This is a genomic window from Paracoccus aurantiacus (assembly GCF_007993065.1).
GTDB classification, from domain to species: Bacteria; Pseudomonadota; Alphaproteobacteria; order Rhodobacterales; family Rhodobacteraceae; genus Paracoccus; species Paracoccus aurantiacus.
Map to the genome: position 1 here is coordinate 38,940 of NZ_VOPL01000002.1, position 17,748 is coordinate 56,687.

A 17,748-nucleotide genomic window follows, 5' to 3' on the forward strand; every position below is an offset into this window, starting at 1 on the left:
GCCGGGGTCAGTTTCGCACGATCTTGTAGCCATAAGCGCCAAGCAGCGCTTCCAGCTTCTTTGCCTGCCCGATATGGCTGTCGAAACCGGCCAGGAACATTTCGTTCCGTTCGACAAGATCATCCGGCAGGGATGCGTCATCAACGCCGAGCCGCCAGATCGCGCGCGCGAGCGCTGCGCGAACATCCGACGCCTCGCGCGAGGCGGGAGGGGTGCGGACGATTGCCGGCGCGACCGCGCGACCGCTGCCGGGGAACAGGAAGCGCTGCGACATTTCCAGCACGATATTGCGCGATGCGGAAAGATCGGGGATGCCGGCATTGCCGGTGGGGTTCCAAGCGAATTCCACCGTCTCGAACGCCGAAGCGAAAAGATAGGTCAGACGCCTTTGCGCGAAGATGCTTGAATGCGAGTCGCCCAGCACCGTGACCTGATCGGAATATGCGGGCGCGGAGTTCGCGAAACGCTGCCGGTTCTTGCCAAGCGGCGTCACGAGTTGCGCCTGTCCCTCGCTCAGCGCAACATCGGCACCGGCGAAATCCGCACAGACGGTTGGAAGCGTGGTGCTTTCCTTCGTCGAAAATTTCGGCAGCAGGTCCGGATGGGTCTGGAACGTCACCGTGCGAAGCCGATCTTCGACGGCGCCCGCGTCCTTGCCCAAGGCGACAAGCGCGTGGCGGAAATATCAAGGTAATGCGCGCCGGACAGATGACTGTCGGGGAATTCCAGATCGGCGCTGTGTCCCCCGCCCAGCAGGTTCCGAAGAGGTTGGTCAAAGATCAGCTGAATATCCAAAGCCTGAAGGCGCGCTCCTAGCCTTTCCATCGCCGCGTGAATGGCATCGAAGCGTGCCTCGCCAAGGATCAGCCGGCTGATGACATAATCCTTTTCCGGCACCACGATCACGCAGCAGGGCGTATCGGGCTTCTGGGCGCGGACCTGCGCCGCGCGGTCCACAAGCCGCGACAGATTGCCGTCGGCATCAAGCAGCGGATCAAAGCTTTTTTCCGCCCATTGGTTGCTGCCCATGAAGATGACCGGATAGCGGCCATACATCGCCGCCGCCTGATCGAGCGAGATCAGATCAGCTGGATCGAATGGATCTTTCCGGAAAGGCGTCCATGTCGTGGCGTAATAGTGCAGCGCGCGGTTGAAGGGCGTAGATGCCGGGGTTTCCGATAGGAACTGATCAAGCTCATCCCAGCTGCGCAGCTTCAGAAAGCGCTGATGAATGTCGGCGGGATCGTTATGGTCAGCCATACGCGGGGCCTGTGATCACAAATGTGTTGCGGGAGAACTACCTCTAGCAGAACGCCCTACCGGGTCAAGCAAGCGACAGTTGACGTTGCCGCAGGCGTCACGGCATGGCATACGGTCCTGCGCGACAGTGTATTACTCGCTATGATTGCAACGTTTATTTGCGCGATTTTTCATGGGGATTGAATTGGAAACGCCAGACAGCCTGTACGGACCGTTGCAACTGCCTGATTGGCCTTCCGATCTGATCGTGCGCGCACTGCGGATGCATGGCGAATGGGCCGCGATCGAGGCCATGCTGGCAGCGACCGTCGTGCCAGAGTCGGCGCGGCTGTGGGATCTGGGCGCTTTCCTTGGCACGTTCAGCATGGGTGTCGCGCGATCCGCCAGCTTGTCCAGCGTTCTGGCGGTCGAGGCCAATCCAGAACTTGCAGCGCCGCTTCGCGCCAATCTGGAGACGAACCTGAATGTGCCTGTTCAGGTTTTTTCGGGCGGTGTCGGGCAAAGTTCCGGCTGGATCGTCCCCCGCAACGAAGGCGCGTTGGAAGCCAATCACGGTGCGCAGTCATTTGCTTTTCAGGAAGAGCCAGCACCGGGCGCGATTGCGTGCCGGGCGCTTCGCGATCTGCGTACCGGGCATGGCGGCTACGATTTCCTCAAGATGGATCTGGAGGGGATGGAGCGCCAGGCTCTGATCGGCGATCACGAATATATCCGTGAGAACAAGCCGGTGATCTGGGCCGAATGCAACGAGGAGATCGCGAGCCTCGATCTGTTCGAGGCGCTGCACTGGCTGGGATATCGCACTGTCTATGTGGCGTTTCCGGCCTTTCGCGCCGACAATTATCGCGGGGCCGAGGATCTTTTGCACCCCTTCGCCTACGAAGCGGCGCTGCTGGCAGCACCCGACGATGTGCTGGAGCGTTTTGCCCCCGCAACGGTCCTTGACGACATCATCGTTCGTCCCATCGCCGAGAAATTCGACCTGCGCCGCGCGCTTTACGACACGCCCCGCTGGGGTCGCCCTGACTGGCAGGGCCTCAGCCGTCCCGAAATGCTGGCGCGCATGGGCCGCATCCTCCACGGAGTGGAACTGAAGGACTTTCTAAAGCCGCCGCAAATCGACTAGGTCTGTCCCGCGCTGTCCTCTTTTCAAGTCCCTCCGATTACGTTAACCCCTGCACCGGCAGCGGGCGCGCGGTCCTGCGCGCAGGACAGCCGACCGGTTCCAGTGCAGTTGCGCGCGCGCGCCCAGCACGAAGCGGTACGACCAGACGAGGAAGAGCGATGGCTGAGCAGATTTTTGACCCGGAAGCGGATCAGGCGAAATACCGCTTCTGGACGCGCAGCGATGCGCCGAAGAAAACCTATTCGATCCTGTTCACGCCGCGCAGCGGAAGTAGCTGGCTGACCAGCATCCTGACCGAAACCAAGGCGATGGGCACCCCTACGGAGTGGTTCAATCCCCAGCTCATGGTTACCAGCACGCGCGCGAAGGGCGCGCGCGACATCGACCAGTTTGTCGCGGCGATCAGCCGGCATAACATTCACGGTGACATGTTCGGCTTCGAAATCACATCTCATCAGATCAGGGCGACGTTCGGCGGTGCCGATGGGTTCATGTCCCATTTCAGCGACGCTTTCTTCTTCTGGCTGATCCGCAAGGACATCGTCGCGCAGGGGGTTTCGCTGCACAAGATGGTGCAGACGCAGGTTGGCCACTCTGCCAACAGCGATGCCGACGCGATCGCGAAAAGCGACGCCTCCTACAGCTATGATGCCGGTCAGATCGAGCGCTGGATCAAGCATATTCGCCACGCCGAGATCGAGACAGAGGCGATGATCGCGCGTTTCGGGCTGTCGCCGGTCCGGCTGAGCTATGAAGGCATTACCGCTGCCGGCGCGAATGAGACAGTCGGGCTGTTCGCCGACGCGCTTGGGGCGAAGCTTGCCGCCGCCGATGAACTTCCGACCACGCATCGCAAGATCGGAACCGAGAAGAACAGCGAATACGCAACGCGGTTCCGCGCCGAGAAGCATGATTTCGTCGCGCGGCTTGAAGACGAGCGCGCCGAAATGGTCGCCATGCATCCCTGAGGGGCACGCGGAAATACGTCCGATCCGCCGAAGGCCGACCGGACGATAGCCGTCAGAGAACTCCGTTATGAGGTCCGCCGGCCATCATCTTCGCCCTGACATCTGCCAGGTAGCGATGCCGGAATTCTTCGTTCAGCGCGTTTGACTGACGCTGGATCGAAGGCTCGGATACGGAAATATCGCTCGCATCCTGCCCCAGCATTTCCACGGCCGCCCTGACGCCCGGCAGCGGATCTTTGCTGAAGCCTTCATAGACAAAGGTTCTGCGCGGTGTGTTGAGCGATGCGGCAAGCAAATGGCCGGACGCATTTTCCAGTGTGAAACGATTCACCCAACGATGGATCTCGTCATAGGAATATTCCGGCGCGTCGGCGGTTTCAGCCTCCATTGAGCTGATCCATTTCCCGGTGCTGTTGGCAATCACCATCGAAATCGCCTGTCCAATGATGTCCTGTCGAACCGCGTGATAGATCACCAGCCCATTGAACATCTTGGTGATATTCCAGCGCAGCAGCATCGCAAGCTGGCTGGAGCTTGCCTTGACGCCGAAGACCGGGCTTTCGTTACCCGTTTGCCTTGCCGCACTGTGACACGCGCTGTTAGCCTCGCGACGCACATATTCCGGGAAGCTGTCAACGCCGATGCGTTGCGAGATTTCGGCGACATGCGGGCCGTTCAGCGCTTCTGTCAGACCGGCATAGCGACCGGTATGCAGCAGATAATCGGCCAGCAGGTTGGACCCGCAGCGATTGGTGAACAGAATGACCACAAGCGGCGTGTCGAAAACGGGTTTTTCGCCTTCGAAACGGACACGACCATCGAAATGATTCAAGATGTCACGCTCATGGGAGCTGCCCATGGTCAGGAAGTTCATCAGACTCATGTTACATTACCGTCCTTAAACAGGGATGAACCGTCCCATATCGCCGCCAGCTTCCATCAGATCCGTCTCTGCTTGCAGCCAGCCATAATAGGATGACTCACCAGTTTTCAGCGGGTCCGGGAATGCGTTACGCAAATCCTGGCGTTGTCGGTACAGAACGCGTGCAGCCTTTGGTATCTTCACGCCGCTATCGAATTTTCCGTAGTACCACCAGCCTTTTGGAATGTCATTACTCGTAGCGGCCAAGACCGCGTTGCGGTACCACCACCACAACTCATAGATCTCGATATTGTTGCCGGCATAGCGCTGCGTCATCGTATCGCCAACCGGGCCAAGCTTCGTGAAGTGATAGAAGCGAAGCGGCCTGTCATTGATGAGCGCATTGCCGTCGGCATCGTAGCGCATCTCTCGGTTGCTGAGATTCCAGCTTGCGACGTTATAGCCCGGATCGCGCAGGACCTTCACACCGTCGAAGAAGCAGGGGACAAGGTTACACCACTTCTGATCGACGAAAATGCCGTGTTCCAGGTCGTCGTGGCACCAGTCATGCAGCCGGTCATCCCACCACTGCGCGAAACGGCGTCCCTCGTCGTCATTGGCCAGAGCGATGAACCCGAGATTGAAAATCCCGTAGCTGAGCGACGTGATCTCGTTATCAATGATTGCCGTACGGTTCTTCATCGCATCGGGGTCGGTCTGATGCGGCGTCAGCACGATGGAATAATCGTCGAGCAGGTCAAGCACCTCGTCCATCGGATTAAACACCGCGATGTCGGGGTCGAAGTAAACCAGCTTCTCGCAATCAGGCTGTGACAGGATATGCACGCAGGCGCGACCCTTCACGGCTGTGCAGGCCTCGACAATGTCATGACCGAACAGCCAGCTTTCGGTTTCATCGCCGAAGAGTTCTTCTGCGGTGACGATGCGGTCATAGTCTTCCTTGTCGAGATCGAGCGTGAAGCCCTCCGGCTCCTTGTCGGTCATGACCAGCCACAGCACCCAGTCGGGATGCTGCCGCTTCAACGACGAGGCGAGGACGCGCGCGCGGTTCAGATAGCTGTAAGAGCAGCTCGTGAAGGCGTGGATGCTCATGCGGTTGCCTCCTCGGCGTCCCAAATGTCGTAAATCATCTGGCTCAACTGATGCTCCACCTTGTTCGTGGCGCGTTCGGCACGCAGCGCTTCCGCCATCGCTTCGGCGCGGCCATCCTCGAAGAAGGCGATCAGATCGTCCTGCGTTGCAAAGACTTCGCCGCGTTCGGTCGCGCGCACGGTCGCTGCGACATTGCCAGAGATGCGGTTGGTCAACACCCATGCCCCGCCGGCATAGGCCTCGTATGTGGAAAGAGAGAAGGTTTCCGGCCACGTCGCCCAATGCAGCACGAGGTCGCAATTTTCCGCCGCAACGGCGTCGATCATCGCGTTCGGGTCTGCGGCGGTGACGTGAACAGGCGTGCGCGTCCCCCACAGCATCGACGGGGTCGCGGTGCCGAAAAATACGAAGCGATAAGACGGGTTCCGGCGCAATTGCGACATGAGCCGTTCGAACACGTGCCAACCCTTGTGTGCCGCGGGTGTCCCAAGGAAGCCCACAGTGATGACACGATCATCGTCCGGATCGCCGCTTTCATCGGAAGGCACATCTTCTGAACCCTTCGCGTCGCGAGGGATATTTGTCAGAAGCATATGCGGCAGCACCGTTTCCGACGCGGTCGTGAAATCGGCGCGGGCATCGAACAGATCCAGCGCCACGGACGAGGGCGCGACGACATGCACGTTCAGCCTGTCGAAGAAGCTTTGCATCCGCTCAAGATGGGTCACACGTTCGGCACCGAAGCGGCACAGCGTGCATGCATTCGACGTGACCGGCGGCGCGCCGCAATATGAGACGCCATTCCGCCGCAGTGTCACGCCCGGACAGATGGCAAAATAGTCGTGCAGCCAGTACCAGCAATCACTGCTTCCAGTTGCCTCAACCAGTTCGCAGACCTGCTCTGGCAGGTGGCCCAGAAGGTGGTGGACGACGACGCGGACCTGCCCAAGGCGCGTCGTCAGCGCGCGGATCGCACCTATCAGGGCTGACATATGCGCAAGGCCAATCTGGTTTCCGTCAAGAACCATGACCATTATGGGGTCGGGGTTATCCGTTGCGTGCGCAAGGCGGGGCAGGGGCTGCCATGGATGGACGTTCAGATAAGACCCGCCACGTTCACGGGTGATCTGCTCTTCGTGGTTGATGCAGAACTGCACGCCGCCGCTGACCCGCTGATAGTTGTCATGGCCAAGCGCCACGACAAGCTTGCCGTCGGCCTCGGGACGCTCGGCTGCGATCAGCGCTTCGATCTCTGCCTGATCCAGCAGGTCGCCTGGCTCGGTGCGCCGGATCCAGTCGGCAACGCTTTGTTCCAGAGGCTTCGTGTGGCGAAGCTGTTCGACGCGGTAGCCGCCGGGGTGCTGCGGCGTGCGCCCCTCGTTCCGGCCTGCGATCACATAGTGCCAGAACGGGTTGATCGGGCGCGGCTGCCCCGAAATATCCGGGTTCGTTTCCAGATAATGCCGGGTCGAGAATTCCGGCGTGGGGTCGCGTCCTTCCAGCCAGCCACTTCCCCAGTAATGGGCCACGGGATCAATACCGCTTTCGCGCACGTCCTCGTTATGGACGAGGTAATACTGCACGTCGAAATGCGGGCGGATATCCTCCATGCTTCCGATTGGGCCGGCCTCGGGCGGGGCGGGTTCTGCGGGGGAGGGTTCTGCCGCGGAGGGCTCGCTCACGGAAGAAAGATTGGTTTCTTCAGGTAGTTCCCGGCGAAGCACGCGGCCTTCTGCCTTGCCATGACGGATATAGTGCAGGAACGGGTTGCCCCCGGATTCGGCCACATCTTCGTGCGCGGCCAGATAATCCGCGACCGAAAACTCCGGGTTGGGGTCGCGACCCTCGCGCCAGCCATGCTGCACAAAATGAAGCAGCGGATCGGCCCCTGCTTCGGCGACGTCGGGGTTGCGCTCCAGATAATACCCGGCATCGAAATGCGGGCGCAGGGTTTCAGCGTCGCGCCGACGTTCCTCGGCAGCTTCATCCGACGTGTGGCGCTGCGCGTCGACGGAGCTTGCGTAATGCAGCAACGGATCGGTCTGGCTGACCAGAAGCTCTGGATGGGATGACAGGTATTTCCGCGTCGAGAAGTCGGCCGACGGGTCGCGACCTTCTTTCCAGCCGTAAAGGTGATAGTGCTGTGCAGCGTCCGAATTGGTCGCGGCGACGTCCGGGTTGCGTGCAAAATAGAACTCGCTGTCGACATAGGGCCGCACGATCTCGACCTCGGCCAAGCGGGCGGAATTCCGACCAGCCAGACGCTGGAATATGTTGCTCGGATTCATCAGCACGTTCCTAATCACCTTGTCCGCTGCAGATGCGGGATTTCGGCCCGCGACGCCTGCCTGCCTTTGCCCAATCGCCACGGTTTCCGCATGCCCGAAACCGTTCCGGATTCCTTCGCCGCGCGTGGCCGTTCTTTAAAAACCTGACATGTCACCGCCGGAGCGGACGGTTCGCGCAATGCACCAACGAACCTGTCAGCGAGGCGTATAGGGCAAAGGCAAGGCGGACCTCAAGGCGCAACCTTAGCGATACCGATCTGTTGAACGCATCGGCATCAGGCTGCCCAAAATGCAGGCGCTTGTTGGCACGAGCGGTTGCAACCGGCGCGGAATGAGAGGAACTATGAACCGTTCTTTTATGGGAGGGGAATATGACTCCGATTGAGCCGGTTCACAGTACCACGGTATTGCTTTTGATTGCAGCGCTGGCCGTCGTGGCGCTGTTGATTCTTATCATGAAATTCAGGCTGCACGCCTTCGTTTCGCTGGTGCTGGTCAGTCTGGTCACGGCGATTGCGGCCGGTATCCCGCTGGCAAAAGTCGTGCCGACGATGATGGAAGGCTTTGGCGGAACACTCGCTTCGGTTGCATTGCTGGTCGGTTTTGGTGCCATGATCGGCCGTCTGCTGGAGGTCACGGGCGGGGCGCAGGTGCTGGCCGACCGACTCATCAACAAGTTCGGCGAAGACCGTGCACCGCTGGCGCTTGGTGTCGCATCGCTACTGTTCGGCTTTCCGATCTTCTTCGATGCCGGCCTTGTGGTGATGCTGCCCATCATCTTCAGCGTCGCGCTGCGCTTCGGCGGCTCGGTTCTGCTTTACGCCTTCCCGGCAGCCGGCGCCTTTGCCGTGATGCATGCTTTCGTTCCGCCGCATCCCGGGCCGGTCGCGGCGGGTGATCTGCTGGGCGCGGATATCGGTTTGCTGCTGATCGTGGGACTGGTCCTTGCCATCCCGACATGGTTTTTCGGCAGCTACCTGTTCGCCCTGTTCATCGGCAAGCGTGTCGTGCTTCCCGTGCCCGAGCTTCTGGGCGCTGACCCGAACGACAATACAACTGTCTCGCCGCCCGAATTCTGGCGGGTGATGACCATCCTGATGCTGCCGCTTGGGCTGATCTTTCTGAACACCGGGTTGAACACGCTGTCGACGATGCAGCTTGTCGATGCCGAATCGCCGGTTGTGGTGTTGCTGCGCCTGATCGGCCAGACCCCGGTTGCGCTGCTGATTACGGTCATCGTCGCGATGTTTCTTCTGCGGCGCGGGCGCAGTCCTGCCGATCTAGAGCGGATCATGGACCGCGCCCTTGCCCCGATCTGCGCCATCATCCTCGTGACCGGCGCGGGCGGCATGTTCGGGGGTGTGCTGCGCGCCAGCGGCATCGGGCAGGCACTTGCCAGCAGTCTGGAAAATATCGGTCTGCCGCTGATCGTTGCCGCGTTTGTCATCGCCACCGCGCTGCGTGTCGCGCAAGGCTCGGCGACGGTTGCGCTGACGACGACTGCGGGGCTGATCTCTCCCATGGTCGCATCGACCACCGGGCTCAGCCAGTTCGACCTGTGTTTTCTGGTCATCGCGATTGCCAGCGGCGCGACCGTGCTCAGCCATTTCAACGATTCCGGCTTCTGGCTGGTGGGGCGGTTCCTGGACATGGACACCAAGACGACGCTGAAGACATGGACTGTGATGGAAACACTGCTGGGCACGATCGGCTTCTGCTTCGCGCTGATCGGCTGGTGGCTGCTATGAGCGCCATTGTTCAGCATATCGTTGTCATGGGCGTTTCGGGCGCGGGGAAATCGACGACGGGCGAGGCATTGGCCAGCCGTCTGGACTGGCCCTTCACCGAAGGCGACGCCTTTCATCCCACGGCAAATGTCGAGAAGATGCATGCCGGTATCGCGCTGACTGACGCGGATCGCGATCCCTGGCTGCATGCGCTGGCGGCCGAGATCGGGCGCTATCAGGCTGACGGGCAAAGTTCTGTGATGGGCTGTTCTTCGCTGAAGCGCAGTTATCGCGACATCCTGCGCAGCGGCGCGCCGAGGGTGCGCTTCCTGCATGTCCATGGCACGAAACAGATCCTGTCGGATCGCCTTTCGAACCGCGAAGGGCATTTCTTCCCCGCCAAGCTGCTGGATTCGCAATTGGCCACGCTGGAAATGCTTTCGGATGACGAGGATGGCGCGGTCGTCGATATGGCGCTGTCGGTGCAGGATCAGGTGACCGAAGCGCTGCGCCTGCTGGGGCTGGTCGACGCCGACCGCTAGGCGTCAGACCCGGAACGCCTGCGCGCCACGGCGGGCGTTCAGGAATTTGGGGACCGAAGGCGGGACGAAAAGCCGTGTGCCCGGCTCGGCACGGGCGGCAAGCCAGCGAAGGTCGTGGCGGGCCATGGCGATGCAACCAGCCGTGACCGCGCCGGGCCTGCGCCACTGGTGCAGAAAAATGGCCGAACCCCTGCCCGGTTCCGCATCGGGCCAGTTCCAGTCGGTCGTCAGGATAATGTCGTAAAGCGGATCGGCGCGACGCAGGCGTTCGTGACTGGCGGCAAGTGGCGCGCGGACGTGCAGATTGTAAGCCGGATGCCCGCTTTCGTCACACCACAGGTCTTGAGGCCCGACAGGGCGCGCCCAAGGCGCCGGACGCGCCATCCGGTCAGGCCGATACCAGCATTCTGCAACGTGCAGCAGCCCTGCCGGCGTCGATCCGTCGCCTTCGCGCTTGTCGCGCGTGACGCCGCCGCGCCCGATGCTGCACGGGATCATGCGCTTGTGGAACCAAAGCCCGCGCGGCGTCAGCCATATCGCGGGCTTCACAGCAGATGCCCCGACTTTTCGGCCTTGGTCGCCAGATAATCACGGTTGAACCGGTTGGCAGGGAGGATGAGGGGAACACGTTCGACCACGTCAATCCCGTGCGATTGAAGCATCGCGACCTTGCGCGGGTTGTTCGTCATCAGCCGCACGGCGGAAAAGCCCATCTCGCGCAGCATCTCTGCCCCGATGCGGAAATCGCGCTCGTCATCTTCGAAACCGAGCCGGTGATTGGCCTCGACAGTATCGAAACCCTGATTTTGCAAAGCGTAGGCGCGCATCTTGTTGGCCAGCCCGATACCGCGGCCTTCCTGATTGAGATAAAGCAGAACGCCTTCGCCAGCGCCGCCCATCGTTGACAGAGCTGCGTGAAGTTGCGGGCCGCAATCGCATTTCAGGCTGCCCAGCACATCGCCGGTGAAGCAGGCCGAATGCAGGCGCACCAGCGGCGCGGTGTCTCGGGACGGATCGCCGATTTCCACCGCATAATGTTCGATCCCGCCATCTTCGGGACGGAAAATATGCAGCCGCGACTGCTCTGACGCTTCCAGCGGCAGCCGGGCGGCGGCCACGGGGTGCAGCACGGCCTCGGCGGCGAGGGTGTCGATCACGGCGCGGGCCGGCAGGGTTGGCATCCCGTCAGGGGCAGGTGCCCGGACCATCAGCATCGCGGGCAGCAGTCGCGCCGATTTCGCCAGCATGATCGCCGCCAGATGTGGCGCACTATCGCCGCCGCGCGCTGTCTGGAATGGCCCCTTCAGCGGTGTCATCATGTCGGCCGAAGGGTCCGCGACCGCGCGCATCCAGCCAAGATCGGCGTCGGCGGGGATCTCGATCCGGGCCAGTTCGCCATCATAGGCGCGCGCCTTCAGTGTTTCGGCGCGGCGCGCAGTGATTGCCAGCACCGCCGGACCAAGCGCACGCATCGCGGCCAGACGGTCGGGGCGCAGGGTTTCGACCGACGCCGCGATCCAGCCGTCCACAGCCACGGCAAGGCCCATCCGCAGCTCTGCCCGGGCGCGGAAAATCTGTTCTTCAAGGGTCGGCAGCAGGCTCATTCTGAAACAAACTGAAACATTTCGCGCCTCAGCGACAAGACCGCGTGAGGATTTCGCAACATGGCTGGACGCAGCCGCATGCGCAAGCCAGCTTCCCATCAAATGACGCCAAAGGAGGCACGAGCATGGCTGGTTTGAAGAAAATTCTGCTGGTGGACGATGAAGAGGATCTGCGCGAGGCCCTGGCCGAGCAGCTGGTCGCGACCGAGGATTTCGACGTATTCGAAGCCGGAACCGGCGCCGAGGCGGTCGAGAAATGCAAATCGCAGATTTTCGATCTGCTTGTGCTGGATGTGGGCCTTCCGGATACCGATGGCCGCGAGCTGTGCAAACGGCTGCGCAAGCAGGGCGTGAAATGCCCGGTCGTGATGCTGACCGGCCATGATACCGACGCCGACACGATCCTGGGACTGGATAGCGGCGCGAATGACTACATTACCAAGCCGTTCAAATTTCCTGTGCTGCTGGCCCGCCTGCGCGCCCAGCTTCGCACGCATGAACAGTCCGAGGACGCAATCTTCCAGCTTGGCCCGTATACCTTCAAGCCGGCGATGAAGATGCTGGTGGACGAGAAGGACCGCAAGATCCGCCTGACCGAGAAGGAAACCAATATCCTCAAATTCCTGTATCGCGCGCAGGATGGGGTCGTTGCCCGCGACGTGCTGCTGCACGAGGTCTGGGGCTACAATGCCGGCGTCACCACCCACACGCTGGAGACGCATATCTATCGTCTGCGCCAGAAAATCGAACCCGATCCTTCGAATGCGCGCCTTCTGGTGACCGAAAGCGGCGGATATCGGCTGGTGGCGTGAGCGCCCGACAAATTGGGGGGAACTGGTTCAGGGAACACGAGTTATGGTCCCGAAGCCCAGTGGTCGGGGATGCGACCACACCCTCCCTGTCTCGACTGGCCCCGGCGGAAGCCGGGGTCTTTTTCATTCCGGCACCCCTGAAACCGTGCGGCAGCCGCCCGTCCGGCCCGCTCAGCCGATGGCGCGGTCGCGGGTTTCCGTCCTGACCAGCAGCAGTGCCAAGGCCGCCAGCACCAGAAGTGCCGCGAAAACCCCGATGGCGAAGCCGAAGCCCTTGGCGAAGGCGAAGGTCAGCAAGGTCGGCGCGAAGATGCCGCCAAGCCGTGCGACCGCCGAGGCTGTGCCCATGCCAGTTCCGCGCAGGTTGGTCGGATAAAGTTCTGGGGTGAAGGCGTAAAGCGCACCCCAGCAGCCAAGCAGCGCAAAGCTCATGACGATCAGCGAAACGGCGACGAGCGTCGGGTTCAGCGACAGCGTGAACAGGAAGCAGGCGATGGCCGACAGGATCAGGAACCCCATAAGGGTCGGTCTGCGCCCCCAGCGTTCGACGCCGTAAGCGGCAAGCGCGTATCCTGGCACCTGTGCCAGTGCGAGGATCAGAAGGAATCCATAGCCGCGCACCCAGCCCATGCCCTCGCTTGCAAGCCAGCCCGGCACCCAGACGAAGACCCCGTAATAGGACAGCGAAACCAGAAACCAGACCGCCAGAATGCCAAGTGTGCGTTTCAGCAGGCTGTCCTGAAAGATCGAGGTCGGCGCGCCTTCTGCCGGGGTTGCCAGCATCAGCTCGGTATCGGGGCTGACGGGCATCACGCCGTTCGATGTCAGCACGCGGTTCACCACCGAACGCGCCCGGTCCTGCTGGCCCTGTTTCAGCAGATACATCGGCGATTCCGGCACCCAGAGCCGCAGGAAAATCCCGATCAGCGCGGGCAGTGCCGCGACAAGGAATATCCAGCGCCAGGGTGCCTCTGCCGCGTAAGAGGCAGCGATCCACGCTGTCAGCGCGACAACGATGGTTCCGACCGCCCAGAAGCCTTCAAGGATCACGAGCCAGCGCCCGCGATTCTTCGGCGGCAGGAATTCCGCCATCATCGCGTAATCGACGGGCAGCGTGCCGCCCACCGCGACGCCGGTCAGGAAGCGCAGGATCAGCAGCAATTCGAAGCTGGGCGCAAAGACCGAAGCAAGCCCGAAAAATGCGTCGGCCGCGACGGTCAGCAGCAACACGTTGCGCCGCCCCCACCTGTCGGCGATCCGGCCAAAGACGAACGCGCCGACGAACATGCCAAGAAAGAACAGCGTGCCGACCTGAAGCGCCACCGCGCGTTCCAGCCCGAACGTCGTCATGATCGACGGCGCGGCAAAGCCCACTGCGATGACCTGCATTGCATCTGCGGCCCAGACAAGGCCGAATATCCCGAGAAGCCGCTTCTGGAAACGGCCCGCGCCGCCCCGGCTCAGCGCCTCGTCAATGGTCATCTGCATGGCTGCCTCCTGCCCGTGATGGGCGCCTTTTAGCGGTCAAGTCTGCAGGGTCAAAGGATTTTCTGGCTCCACTCGACAGTTAGGGAATGTGTCGCTAGGCTCCGCCCTCCCACAGAAAGGTCGTCCATGTTCACCATCGCCACCTGGAACATAAATTCGGTCCGTTTGCGCGCCGGGCTTGTCGAACGCCTTCTGCGCGAAGAGGCACCGGATATCCTGTGCCTGCAGGAAATCAAGTCCCCGGTCGAGAAGGTGCCGCTGGAAGGGTTCGCGGCGCTTGGCTACCGCTACATGGTGGCGCGCGGGCAGAAGGGCTATAACGGTGTGGCGATCCTGTCGCGTCTGCCGCTGCAGGATGCGGGCGACCGCGACTATGCCAGCCTTGGCCATGCGCGCCATGTCGCGGCGCGGCTGGAAAACGGGGTGACGATACACAATTTCTACGTTCCGGCAGGCGGCGACATTCCTGACCGCGAGGTCAATGTGAAATTCGGACAGAAGCTTGATTTCCTGACTGAAATGCGCGACGCCTTCCATGATGACGGCCCGCAGCGCTCTATCATGGTGGGGGATCTGAACATCGCTCCGCGTGAAGATGACGTCTGGTCGCACAAGCAGCTTCTGAAAATCGTCAGCCACACGCCGGTCGAGGTCGAGCATCTTGCTGCCGCGCAGGACGCCGGCAAATGGGTGGACATCACGCGCAAGGATATTCCTGACGGTCGCCTTTACAGCTGGTGGTCCTATCGCGCAAAGGATTGGGACGCAGCCGATAAGGGTCGCAGGCTGGATCATATCTGGGCCACGCCCGACATCGCCAATGCCGGTCACGGCAGCCGTGTGCTTCGGCCCGTGCGCGGGTGGGAACAGCCGTCCGATCACGTCCCCGTCCTTGCCAGCTTTGATCTGTAAGCGCCCCTTTCACCGCGGGGCCTGACGCCCCATATTGGGCTCAAACACGAATCCGAGGTTCAGATGGCTGAGATGCTGATTGGAAACGGTGCCGCGGCACCTGCGACTGGCGAAATCATCAAGGACGTGACCGAGGCGACTTTCATGGCCGATGTGGTCGAAAAGTCGATGGAGGTGCCCGTCATCGTCGATTTCTGGGCACCGTGGTGCGGTCCCTGCAAGACGCTCGGCCCCGCGCTGGAGGCCGAGGTCGCGAAGGCGAAGGGCCGTGTCGTCATGGCCAAGGTCAATGTCGATGAGAACCAGATGATTGCAGGGCAGTTGCGCGTGCAGTCCATTCCGACCGTCTTTGCCTTCTACAAGGGCCAGCCGGTCGATGCCTTTCAGGGCGCGCTTTCGCCAAGCGAGATCAAGAAGTTCATCGACAAGCTGACCGCGCTTTCGGGCGATGATGGCGGTCTGTCCGAGGCGCTTGAAGCCGCCGAGGCGATGCTGAGCGAAGGCGCTTTCGACGATGCCGCCGAGACGTTCGAGGCGATTACCGGCGAGGAAGCGGAAAATGCCGAAGCTTGGGGTGGCTGGGTCCGTGCGCTTCTGGCGGGTGGGCGCGTCGATGACGCGGCGGCAACACTTGAGAAGGTTCCGCCCGCGATCGCGTCCGCCGGCCCGGTCGAGGCCGCGCGTGCACAGCTGCAACTGTCGCGTCAGGCCGAAAATGCCGGTCCCCTGGACGACCTGCGCAGCAAGGTCGATGCAAATCCGGACGACAGCCAGGCTCGTTTCGATTATGCGACCGCGCTTCACGCTGCCGGGCAGGTCGAGGAGGCGGTCGATCAGTTGCTTGAATCGTTCCGCCGTGACCGAGAGTGGAATGACGGTGCGGCGCGTGCTCAGCTTTTCACCATCTTCGACGCGCTCAAGCCGACTGATCCGATTGCGCAGAAGGGGCGCCGCCGGCTGTCCAGCATGATCTTCGCATGAGCCATCGCGGCTTCGACTTGCCGGAAACGCTGCCCCTTTTCGTTCTGCCGGGCGCCGTGCTGATGCCGCGCACGCGGCTGCCGCTGAACATATTCGAGCCGTGCTACCTGCAAATGGTTGACGATGCACTGCGCACACCGCACCGGCTGATCGGGATGATCCAGCCGCTTGATGAAGAGGGTGAGACGCTGGCGCATATCGGATCGGCTGGGCGGATCGTGGGATTTTCCGAACAGGATGACGGGCGCTACCTGATTTCGCTGGGGCAGGTATCGCGTTTCCGGCTGAGTTCGGCCGAGCAGGGCTTTGCCCCCTATCCGCAGGGCTTTGCCGATTGGTCGGGCTTTGACGCCGATCATGGCCCGTCAGAAAGTGATCCGGGCTGGCAGCGCGACAGCTTCATGGCCCTGACACGGCGCTATATGGATGCGCACCAGCTTTCGACCGACTGGGATGCCGCCGACGATGCAGAGGCGGAACTGCTGGTCAATTCGCTTGCCATGGCGCTGCCACTTGATCTGCAGGATAAACAGGCCCTGCTGGAGGCAGAGACCCTGACCGAGCGTCGCGAATTGCTGGAAGGGCTGCTGGAATACGAATTGCGCGGTGGCGAACAGGACGAGGTGCTGCAATGACGACCGAAACACCCGAGGCTGGGCGCAAGGTGCCCGAATTCGACCGTCACATGCTGGAAGCGCTGGTATGTCCGGTGACGCATAGCGCGCTGCATTACGACGCCGCCCGTCAGGAGCTGATCTCGAAAGCGGCGGGTCTGGCCTTTCCGATCCGCGCCGGCATTCCGATCATGCTGATCGACGAGGCGCGCCAGATCAAGGCCGACTAAAGCCGCTGTCCCGTCAGCAGACGCGGCATCGGCTGCATGGTCAGTCCCGCCGCCTGCCGCATGAAGCGGCGGCGCAGGGCCGGCACCGCGTTCACAGCGCCCATCCCAAGCCCTCGGGCTGCGCGAAGAAGCGGATTATCGTTTGAAAATAGCGTATTGACGCTGTCCATGCCAAGCGCCAGCGCCGTCGAATCGAAGCGCCGCCAGCCCTGATAGCGCTCCAACGCGGTTGCAAAACCGATATCCTGACCCTGCCGCCTGGCATCGACCAGACATTCCGCCAGCGCCGCCACGTCGCGCAGCCCAAGGTTCAACCCCTGTCCCGCAATCGGATGGACGCCATGCGCGGCATCACCGATCAGGGCCACACGCTCGGCGATATAGTCGTTGGCCAGCGTCAGTCCCAGCGGATAGGAAAATCGTGGCCCGGCAAGCGTGACCGCACCCGTGATTGCTGCGATATGCGGCTGCAACACCTCCAGAAAGCCGGGGTCATCAAGGGCGTCTATCGCGCGCGCCTGGCGACGTGTCAGGGACCACACGATGGATGCGTGATTGCCGCGCAAAGGCAGCACCGCGAGCGGGCCCGTCGGCAGAAACACCTGATACGCGGTGCCGCCATGTGGGACGTCGGTTTTCAGTGCCGCGACAAGCGCCGTTTGCCCGTAATCCCAGCCAGATCGGCCGATCCCCGCCCGAGAGGCGACACCGGATTTGCGCCCGTCCGCACCCACCAGCAGCTTCGCCCGCAGGCTTCGGCCATCGGACAGTGCGACGGTGATGCCCCCGGCATCGGCGGTCTGACCGACAACTTGTGTTTCCGGGATGTGGTCCAGCCGGTCCTGCATCGCGCCGATCAGCGCGCGATACAGGAAGCGGTCCTCCAGCATCTGTCCCAGAACGCCCTCTTCGATCTCGGCGCTGTCGAAGAACAGGCCGAAATGCCCGGTCTGGCCGCTGCGGGCCTGCTCTGCCACAACCTTGCGGATCGGCTGCGCGGTATCGGCCAAGCCGTCCCAGATCCCAATGGCTTTCAGCAGGCGCACGGACGCCAGCGCCAAAGCATAGGCGCGCCCGTCGAAATCATCGCTGGCACGGGCGCGGGCCGGGGCTGCATCGACCACTGCAACACGCATTCCGGCATCCGCCAGCGCCAACCCGAGTACCGGCCCATTCAGGCCGCCGCCCGCGATCACCACATCAAAATCGTCATTCATGGCG

The 17,748-nt window shown here is 62.0% G+C and carries 18 protein-coding genes; 9 read left to right on the forward strand and 9 right to left on the reverse strand.

Annotation, left to right across the window (positions count from 1 at the left end):
• Positions 1 to 7: 7 nt before the first annotated feature.
• Together FQV27_RS05640 and FQV27_RS05645 are read right to left on the reverse strand one after the other, a co-directional pair.
• Positions 8 to 619, reverse strand: coding sequence for a hypothetical protein (locus FQV27_RS05640; RefSeq protein WP_147096895.1), 612 nt, complete (start codon positions 617 to 619; stop codon positions 8 to 10).
• A complete protein-coding gene (locus FQV27_RS05645; RefSeq protein ID WP_147096896.1) occupies positions 616 to 1,260 on the reverse strand; it encodes a nucleotidyl transferase family protein in 645 nt (214 codons plus the stop codon). The genes FQV27_RS05640 and FQV27_RS05645 overlap by 4 nt, the downstream gene beginning before the upstream one ends.
• Positions 1,261 to 1,444: 184 nt before the next feature.
• Between FQV27_RS05645 and FQV27_RS05650 the strand changes: the two genes are divergently transcribed.
• Together FQV27_RS05650 and FQV27_RS05655 are read left to right on the forward strand one after the other, a co-directional pair.
• Positions 1,445 to 2,386 (forward strand): FkbM family methyltransferase, encoded by a 942-nt coding sequence (locus tag FQV27_RS05650; protein ID WP_186827231.1) that lies wholly within the window; start codon positions 1,445 to 1,447, stop codon positions 2,384 to 2,386.
• A 158-nt stretch (positions 2,387 to 2,544) separates the two neighbouring features.
• Entirely contained in the window at positions 2,545 to 3,354 is an 810-nt protein-coding gene (locus FQV27_RS05655; protein ID WP_147096898.1) for a Stf0 family sulfotransferase, read from the forward strand.
• A 52-nt stretch (positions 3,355 to 3,406) separates the two neighbouring features.
• On the opposite strand, the gene FQV27_RS05660 is transcribed toward FQV27_RS05655, so the two are convergent.
• Genes FQV27_RS05660 through FQV27_RS05670 form a run of 3 tightly spaced genes read right to left on the reverse strand, consistent with a single transcriptional unit; the run spans position 3,407 to position 7,617 of the window.
• Positions 3,407 to 4,237, reverse strand: a complete 831-nt coding sequence (locus FQV27_RS05660; protein ID WP_147096899.1) for a Stf0 family sulfotransferase — start codon at positions 4,235 to 4,237, stop codon at positions 3,407 to 3,409.
• Positions 4,238 to 4,252: 15 nt separating this feature from the next.
• The gene (locus FQV27_RS05665; RefSeq protein WP_147096900.1) at positions 4,253 to 5,329 is read right to left on the reverse strand and encodes a glycosyltransferase family protein; all 1,077 of its coding nucleotides are present in this window, start codon (positions 5,327 to 5,329) and stop codon (positions 4,253 to 4,255) included.
• Positions 5,326 to 7,617 (reverse strand): glycosyltransferase family protein, encoded by a 2,292-nt coding sequence (locus FQV27_RS05670; protein ID WP_147096901.1) that lies wholly within the window; start codon positions 7,615 to 7,617, stop codon positions 5,326 to 5,328. Before FQV27_RS05670 ends, FQV27_RS05665 begins: the two co-directional genes overlap by 4 nt.
• 371 nt (positions 7,618 to 7,988) lie before the next feature.
• On the opposite strand from FQV27_RS05670, the gene FQV27_RS05675 reads away from it, so the two are divergent.
• Complete coding sequence (locus FQV27_RS05675) at positions 7,989 to 9,365, forward strand: GntP family permease (protein ID WP_147096902.1); 1,377 nt, start codon at positions 7,989 to 7,991, stop codon at positions 9,363 to 9,365.
• Entirely contained in the window at positions 9,362 to 9,886 is a 525-nt protein-coding gene (locus FQV27_RS05680) for a gluconokinase (RefSeq protein WP_147096903.1), read from the forward strand. Before FQV27_RS05675 ends, FQV27_RS05680 begins: the two co-directional genes overlap by 4 nt.
• Before the next feature lie 3 nt (positions 9,887 to 9,889).
• Here FQV27_RS05680 and FQV27_RS05685 read toward each other — a convergent pair whose 3' ends face one another.
• Both FQV27_RS05685 and ribA read right to left on the reverse strand, forming a co-directional pair.
• Positions 9,890 to 10,384: a L,D-transpeptidase family protein gene (locus FQV27_RS05685; RefSeq protein ID WP_186827258.1), complete on the reverse strand. Its 495-nt coding sequence runs from the start codon at positions 10,382 to 10,384 to the stop codon at positions 9,890 to 9,892.
• 47 nt (positions 10,385 to 10,431) lie between these two features.
• Positions 10,432 to 11,490: a GTP cyclohydrolase II gene (gene ribA, locus FQV27_RS05690; protein WP_147096904.1), complete on the reverse strand. Its 1,059-nt coding sequence runs from the start codon at positions 11,488 to 11,490 to the stop codon at positions 10,432 to 10,434.
• A gap of 125 nt (positions 11,491 to 11,615) precedes the next feature.
• On the opposite strand from ribA, the gene FQV27_RS05695 reads away from it, so the two are divergent.
• Positions 11,616 to 12,302 (forward strand): response regulator transcription factor, encoded by a 687-nt coding sequence (locus FQV27_RS05695; protein ID WP_147096905.1) that lies wholly within the window; start codon positions 11,616 to 11,618, stop codon positions 12,300 to 12,302.
• A gap of 171 nt (positions 12,303 to 12,473) precedes the next feature.
• On the opposite strand, the gene FQV27_RS05700 is transcribed toward FQV27_RS05695, so the two are convergent.
• Positions 12,474 to 13,790, reverse strand: a complete 1,317-nt coding sequence (locus tag FQV27_RS05700) for an MFS transporter (protein ID WP_147096906.1) — start codon at positions 13,788 to 13,790, stop codon at positions 12,474 to 12,476.
• Positions 13,791 to 13,916: 126 nt separating this feature from the next.
• Here FQV27_RS05700 and FQV27_RS05705 point away from each other — a divergent pair, with 126 nt between their 5' ends.
• From FQV27_RS05705 to FQV27_RS05720, 4 genes are all read left to right on the forward strand, one after another.
• The gene (locus tag FQV27_RS05705) at positions 13,917 to 14,702 is read left to right on the forward strand and encodes an exodeoxyribonuclease III (protein WP_147096907.1); all 786 of its coding nucleotides are present in this window, start codon (positions 13,917 to 13,919) and stop codon (positions 14,700 to 14,702) included.
• Between the two features lie 63 nt (positions 14,703 to 14,765).
• Positions 14,766 to 15,683, forward strand: a complete 918-nt coding sequence (locus tag FQV27_RS05710; protein ID WP_147096908.1) for a thioredoxin family protein — start codon at positions 14,766 to 14,768, stop codon at positions 15,681 to 15,683.
• Positions 15,680 to 16,318 (forward strand): LON peptidase substrate-binding domain-containing protein, encoded by a 639-nt coding sequence (locus tag FQV27_RS05715; RefSeq protein ID WP_147096909.1) that lies wholly within the window; start codon positions 15,680 to 15,682, stop codon positions 16,316 to 16,318. The genes FQV27_RS05710 and FQV27_RS05715 overlap by 4 nt, the downstream gene beginning before the upstream one ends.
• Positions 16,315 to 16,527 carry a Trm112 family protein gene (locus FQV27_RS05720; protein WP_147096910.1) on the forward strand — a complete coding sequence of 71 codons (213 nt, stop codon included), beginning with the start codon at positions 16,315 to 16,317 and terminating at the stop codon, positions 16,525 to 16,527. Before FQV27_RS05715 ends, FQV27_RS05720 begins: the two co-directional genes overlap by 4 nt.
• Here FQV27_RS05720 and FQV27_RS05725 read toward each other — a convergent pair.
• On the reverse strand, positions 16,524 to 17,744 hold the full coding sequence (locus FQV27_RS05725; protein ID WP_147096911.1) for a UbiH/UbiF/VisC/COQ6 family ubiquinone biosynthesis hydroxylase: 1,221 nt from the start codon (positions 17,742 to 17,744) through the stop codon (positions 16,524 to 16,526). The two genes, FQV27_RS05720 and FQV27_RS05725, sit on opposite strands and share 4 nt — an antisense overlap.
• Positions 17,745 to 17,748: the final 4 nt, after the last annotated feature.